The following is a 6690-nucleotide window of genomic DNA, read 5'->3' on the forward strand; positions in this document are numbered from 1 at the left end:
GCCGGCAGCACACAACTTCCCGATGAGCTCGCCGGGTTTCTTCGGTGCGCTGTACGCCGGCGCCCGCGTGGTGCTCAGCCCGGGCCCCGGCCCGGATGCGGCGTTTCCGTTGATCGCGCGCGAGAAGGTGACCTGCTGTGGTCTGGTGCCGCCCCTGGCGCTGCTGTGGGCGCAGGCGGCGGCGACCAGCAGGCACGATCTGTCCAGCCTGCGGGTGCTGCAGGTCGGGGGAGCGAAGCTGGTGCCGGAAGCCGCGCGGCGGGTCATCGATGGCCTCGGTTGCACGTTGCAGCAGGTGTTCGGCATGGCCGAAGGCCTGGTCAACTACACCCGGCTGGATGACCCGCAGGACCTGGTCGTCGCCTGCCAGGGCAGGCCGATCAGCGAGGATGATGAAGTGCGCGTGGTCGACGACCACGACCAGCCCGTTGCCGAAGGCGAGGTCGGTCATCTGCTCACGCGCGGTCCGTACACCATCCGCAGTTACCACAATGACGCGGCGGCCAACGCGCGCTCGTTCACCGACGACGGCTTCTACCGCACCGGCGACCGCGTGCAGCAGCTGCCCGGCGGCTATCTGGTGGTGCAGGGCCGTGCCGGCGACCACATCAACCGGGCGGGCGAGAAGATCTCCGCCGAGGAGATCGAAGACCATCTGCTGGCCCATCCCAGCGTGTTCGACGCCGCCGTGGTCTCCATTCCTGACGACTACCTGGGCGAGCGCAGCTGTGCCTTCGTGATCCAGCAGGGCGAGGCCATCAAGGCGCCGGCGCTGAAGGCGTGGATGCGCGGGCGTGGCCTGGCCGCCTTCAAGGTGCCCGATCAGATTGTTTTCGTGGACAGTTTCGACACTACGGCGGTTGGCAAGATCAGCCGCCGCGAACTGCGCGCGCTGCTGCGCGCGCGTCATCTGCAACAGACAGGAGGAACGCGCTGATGGCGCTGCCCCGCATTACCCCGTATTCCCTGCCGACCGCTGCGGAACTGCCGCAGGCGCGAGGCGCCTGGCGTCCCCAGYGTGATCGTGTTGCCTTGCTGGTACACGACATGCAGCGCTATTTCCTCGCCGCATTCGACGCCGRCAACGCACCGCTGCAGCCGGCGGTGGACAACATCGCGCGCCTGCTGGGACATTGCCGTACGCACGGCATTCCGGTGTTCTACACCGCCCAGCATGGCGACCAGGACCGTCGCGACCGCGGCCTGCAGGCAGACCTGTGGGGCCCGGGCATGGGCCGGCGTGCCGACCACGAGCCGATCATCGACGCACTCGCGCCGCAGCCGGGCGAGCATGTGCTGGTCAAGCACCGCTACAGCGCGTTCCAGCGCAGCAATCTGGAAACGCTGATGCGCGTGCGCGGCCGCGACCAGTTGCTGATCACCGGCGTCTACGCGCACATCGGATGCACCGCGACGGCGGTGGAGGCGTTCCAGCGTGACATCGAGACGTTCATCGCTGCCGATGCCGTGGCCGATTTCTCGCGTGCCGACCATGACCAGGCGCTGCACTGGATCGCCCGCACGTGCGGCGTACCGATGACCACCGACCAGCTGCTGGAGGCAATGTGATGAACGCGACGACCGAAACCTTGACCCTGGAGCGCATGCGCGCCGACGTCGCCCGCGTGCTGGACTGCCACGCGGCTGACATCGGCGATGATGACAACCTGATCGATCTGGATCTGGATTCGATGCGCATGCTGGGGCTGGTGCTGGCCTGGGGCAACACCGGGCTGCCACTGGAGTTCGCGCAGCTGGCTGAGCACACCACGCTGCGCCAGTGGTGGGCGGTGGTGCAGCAGCTGCAGGCCGCGCAGACGTCATGAGCGGATCGCCGCTGCCGCTGACCGAGGCGCAGGCAGGGCTGTGGTTTGCCCAGCGGCTGGCACCGCAGAATCCTGCATTCAATACCGCGCACGCGGTGTGGATCGAGGGTTCGCTGGATGTGCCGGCGTTCATCGCTGCCGCCAACCAGGCCGCCGTCGAGGCCGAGGCGCTGGCGTTGCGTTTCGCCGAGGCCGAGGACGGCCAGCCCGTGCAGTGGCACGAGCCCGCGCGGGTGCCATTGCTGCAGCTGCGCGATGTCGCCGCGGCCGATGATCCGCAGCAGACGGCGCGCGCGGCGATGCTGGCTGACCGCTGCAGCGCGGTCGACCCGACCCGCGACCGGCTGAGCCAGCAGGTGCTGTTCGACCTGGGTGGCCAGCGCTGGGCCTGGTACCTGCGCGTGCATCACCTGGCCACCGATGGCTATGGCATGGCGCTGTTCACTGACCGCGTCTGCGCCCTGTATGCGGGGCGCACCGGTAGTGCGCTGCCAGGGTTGGCGGGCGTGCTGGCCGATGATGCCAGCTACCGCAGTGATGCGCGCCGCGACGTCGACCGGCAGTGGTGGTTGCAGGCGCTGCAGGGCGCCCCGGCCTCCACCGGCCTGGCCGGCACCGCCGCGGCCAGTGACGATGCACTGCGCTGGGTGCAGCCGGTGGACCCCGCCTTGCGCAAGCGCCTGCTGCAGGTCTCGGCATCGTGGCTGCAGCCGTGGCCGGATGTGCTTGCCGCGTTGGCCGCCGAGTATGTGCGTCGCATGAGCGCGTCCGAGGAAGTCGTGCTCGGGGTGCCGTACATGGCGCGGCTTGGCAACGCGGCGGCGCGGGTGCCGGCGATGGTGATGAACGTGCTGCCGCTGCGGGTGGCGGGCGGCGAGGGCGGTGTCGAGGAATTCTGCGGGCGCATCGGGCGCCAGCTCAGCCAGAGCCGCAAGCATGGGCGCTACCGTGGCGAACAGCTGCGTCGTGACCTCGGCCTGGTCGGTGCACAGCACCGTCTGCATGGGCCGTTGATCAATGTACAGCCGTTCTACAAGCCGCTGGCGCTGCCGGGTGTGCAGGCCTCACTGGAAGTGCTGAGCACCGGCCCGGTTGACGACCTGACACTGGGCTTCCGTGGCGATGGACAGACCCTGCTGGATCTGGAGATTGAAGCAAACCCGGCCCTTTATGGCCTGGATGACATGAAGGCGCATGCCCGGCGGCTGCTGCATTTCGTGTCGGCCGCGCTGCTGGCCGAAGACATCGCGACGGTGCCACTGGCCACGCCGGAAGAATCGAAGCAGGTCGTGCATGGCTTCAATGCCACCACGCATGCGCTGCCTGACACCACCCTGGCCGAACTGCTGCAGCAGGGCATGGACCGCGATCCGTCGGCAGCGGCGCTGGTGTTCGGCGATACGACGCTGGACCATGCTGCGCTGGAGGCGCGCAGCTTCGCCCTGGCCGCGCAGCTGCGCTCGCTGGGCGTGGGCCCGGGCACGGTCGTTGCCGTAGCGCTGCCGCGTTCGCTGGAACTGGTGGTTGCGTTGCTGGCGGTGCTGCGTGCAGGCGGCGCGTACCTGCCACTGGACCTTGCCCATCCCGCGGAGCGCCTGGCGCGCATCCTGGCGTCGGCGCAACCGGTCTGCGTATTGGCAGAGGCCGGCGTGCAATCCCGTCTTTCAGATGTGCCGGTGCTGCCGCCGGAGCAGTGGACCGACGTGAGCTTTGCCGCACCCTGGCCGGGCCCGATGGGCGACGATGCGGCCTATGTGATCTATACCTCCGGTTCGACCGGCGAGCCCAAGGGCGTGGTGATCGAACATCGCGCCATCGTCAATCGCCTGCTGTGGATGCGCGAGCACTATGGCATGGGTGCCGACGACCGGATTCTGCAGAAGACCCCGGCAACGTTCGACGTATCGGTCTGGGAATTCTTCCTGCCACTGCTGTGCGGCGCGACGCTGGTGTTGGCGGGGCCGGACGCACACCGCGACCCGACCGAGCTGGCGCGATTGATCCGCGTCCATGGTGTCACCACCGCACATTTCGTACCGTCGATGCTGGATGCGTTCCTGGCTGCACCGGCCTCACAGGACCTGCGGCTGCGGCGCGTGTTCACCAGTGGCGAGGCGCTGGATGCCGCACTGCGCGACCGCTTCCATGCGCGGGTACATGCCGAACTGCACAACCTCTACGGGCCGACCGAAGCGGCAGTGGATGTGAGCTGGTGGCCGGCGTCGGCCGATGACCGCTCGCGCCCGGTGCCGATCGGTTTCCCGGTCTGGAACACCCGCCTGTATGTGCTGGACGCACGGATRCAGCCCGTGCCGGTGGGCGTGGCCGGTGACCTGTACCTCGGCGGTGTGCAGTTGGCACGCGGCTATCTCGGCCGCCACGACCTGACGGCCGAGCGCTTCCTGGCGGATCCGTTCCTGCCGGGTGAGCGCATCTACCGCACCGGCGACGTGGCACGCTGGCGGGGCGACGGTGCTGTCGAGTACCTGGGGCGCAGCGACCATCAGGTAAAGCTGCGCGGCCTGCGCATCGAACTTGGCGAGATTGAAGCAGCGTTGCGCGAGCTGCCTGGAATGGACCGGGTGGAAGTGCTGTTGCGCGATGATCTACCCGGCGAGGCGCGGCTGGTCGCCTATGTGCCGACGGCGCTGCTCGATGCAGCGGCGCTGCGCAGCCATCTGCTGGCGCGGGTGCCGGACTACATGGTGCCGTCTGCGTTCGTGGGCGTGGATCATTGGCCGGTGACCGCCAATGGCAAACTGGACCGGTCTGCGCTGCCGAAACCACGGCAGCAAGAGGCCGCCGGGCAGGCGCCGCGCACGCCGCTGGAGCAGGAACTGGCCGGGCTGTTTGCACAGGCGCTGGGGCGTGAACTGCCGGTGGCGGTTGATGTGGATTTCTTCAGCATCGGAGGCGACTCCCTGTCGGCCGTGCACCTGCTGCTGGCCATCGAGCAGCGCTGGCGTTGCGAGCTGGGGCTGGGTGCGCTGTTCGCGCAACCGACCGTAGCCGCGCTGGCGGCACGCATTGCCGAGCCGCCCGCACGCGCCGATCACGCGCTGGGGCCGGTGATTGCGCTGTCGGCATCCGACGAGGCAACCGCAGCCCCCCTGTTCGTGCTGCACCCGGCAGGCGGCATTGCCTGGAACTATCGCGCACTGGCCCGGGCGCTGCAGCCAACGCGCGCGGTGTACGGGCTTCAGTCACCCGCGCTCGACCCCACGCAACCGCTGCCAGGCAGCATCGAGGCCATGGCCAATGACTATGTGCAGCGGGTGATCACGCTGCAGCCACAGGGGCCGATCCATCTGCTGGGCTGGTCGGTGGGGGGCATCCTCGCGCAGGCGATGGCCGTGCGCCTGCACGACATCGGCCGCGAGGTCGGCGAACTGGTGCTGCTCGATGCCTATCCCAGCGAATGCTGGCGTGCCGAACCGGAGCCCGACCCGATCGCGGCGCTGCGGGCGCTGTTGGCCATCGCCGGGCATGACCCGGACGCGCATCCGGAACTGGACGATCGCGAGCGCATCCTCGCCTTCCTGCGGCGCGGCGGCAGCGCGCTGGGCAGCCTGCCCGAGGTGGTGCTCGACGGCGTGGTACGGGCGGTGACCGGAACCAATCGACTGATCCGCGAACACCAGCACCGACCCTTCGTCGGAACGCTGGCGCATGTGCGGGCCGGACGCGATCATCAGGCACGGCCGCAGTTGCAGTCCGCGCTGTGGAAGGCACATGCGCTGCAGGTGGATGCCATCGAGCTGCCGTTCCTGCACGCCGAACTGACCGGGCGTGATGCGGTGGCGCAGCTGGCACCGTGGTTGTCGGCGCGGCTGCAGCAGTGGGACAGGCAACAGGAGAGTGCAACATGCAGCTGACGGGTTTTGAAGGGAATGTGGCGCTGGTGACCGGCGCAGCCGGCGGTATCGGTGCGGCGCTGGTGGGGCAACTGCTGGACGCAGGGTGCCGGGTCGTGGCAACCGATCGCGAGCGACCTGCGCTGGCAGCCGACGATGGTCGCGTGCAGGCTTTCGCACTGGACGTCACCGACGGCGCGGCCGTGGACGCGCTGGTAAACCAGGTGGAAGCCACGGTGGGACCGATCATGTTGGCGGCCAGCGTGGCGGGCGTGCTGCATGTCGGCGAGGTCGTGGACACCCGTGACGCGGATTGGCGCAGGGTGTTCGCGGTCAATGCCGATGGTGTGTTCCATGTGGGCCGCGCACTGGCACGGGTGATGTCGCCGCGCCGGCAAGGCGCCATCGTGACCGTCAGTTCCAACGCGGCGGGCGTGCCACGGCATGGCATGGCCGCCTATGCCGCCTCGAAGGCGGCGGCGACGATGTTCACCCGTTGCCTGGGCCTGGAGCTTGCACCGTTGGGCATCCGTTGCAACATCGTTGCGCCGGGCTCCACGCTGACCCCGATGCAGACCGGCATGTGGGAAGACGAGCAGGGCGCGGCACGGGTGATCGCCGGCAATCCGGCCACCTACAAGGCGGGCATCCCCTTGCGCAAGCTGGCCACGCCGGAGGACATCGCGCAGGCGGTGATGTTCCTGCTGTCCGAGCAGGCCGGGCACGTGGCGATGAGTGACCTGTACGTGGATGGTGGCGCCACGCTGCGCGGGTGACGGGGCCGGGCACACCGCCGGGCGGGGTTCATGGGTTGCCGGCCAGCGGCCGGCACTACCACGGGGCAGGCCCGATGGGCTTGTGCGTTGGCATGGGTTGCCGGCCAGCGGCCGGCACTACCATGGGGCAGGCGCGATGGGCTTGTGCGTTGGCTTGGGTTGCCGGCCAGCAGCCGGCACTACCACGGGGCGGACGTGACGGGCTTTTGCGTTGGGTAGTGCCGGCCGCTGGCC

Annotated in this window: 5 protein-coding genes; all 5 read left to right on the forward strand. The window is 69.0% G+C overall.

What is annotated here, in order from left to right:
- Window positions 1-937 (forward strand): AMP-binding protein (locus AC1DJN_RS19520; RefSeq protein ID WP_478039859.1); only part of this gene is annotated, 937 nt, incomplete at its 5' end.
- Window positions 937-1569 carry an isochorismatase family protein gene (locus AC1DJN_RS19525; RefSeq protein WP_478039861.1) on the forward strand — a complete coding sequence of 211 codons (633 nt, stop codon included), beginning with the start codon at window positions 937-939 and terminating at the stop codon, window positions 1567-1569. The genes AC1DJN_RS19520 and AC1DJN_RS19525, both read left to right, overlap by 1 nt.
- Complete coding sequence (locus AC1DJN_RS19530) at window positions 1569-1826, forward strand: phosphopantetheine-binding protein (protein ID WP_032975329.1); 258 nt, start codon at window positions 1569-1571, stop codon at window positions 1824-1826. The genes AC1DJN_RS19525 and AC1DJN_RS19530 overlap by 1 nt, the downstream gene beginning before the upstream one ends.
- Window positions 1823-5701: an amino acid adenylation domain-containing protein gene (locus AC1DJN_RS19535; RefSeq protein WP_478039863.1), complete on the forward strand. Its 3879-nt coding sequence runs from the start codon at window positions 1823-1825 to the stop codon at window positions 5699-5701. The genes AC1DJN_RS19530 and AC1DJN_RS19535 overlap by 4 nt, the downstream gene beginning before the upstream one ends.
- Entirely contained in the window at window positions 5692-6456 is a 765-nt protein-coding gene (locus tag AC1DJN_RS19540) for a 2,3-dihydro-2,3-dihydroxybenzoate dehydrogenase (protein ID WP_032975332.1), read from the forward strand. Before AC1DJN_RS19535 ends, AC1DJN_RS19540 begins: the two co-directional genes overlap by 10 nt.
- Window positions 6457-6690 lie beyond the last annotated feature (234 nt).

The sequence above is a fragment of the Stenotrophomonas sp. 05L414_2 genome (assembly GCF_056397905.1).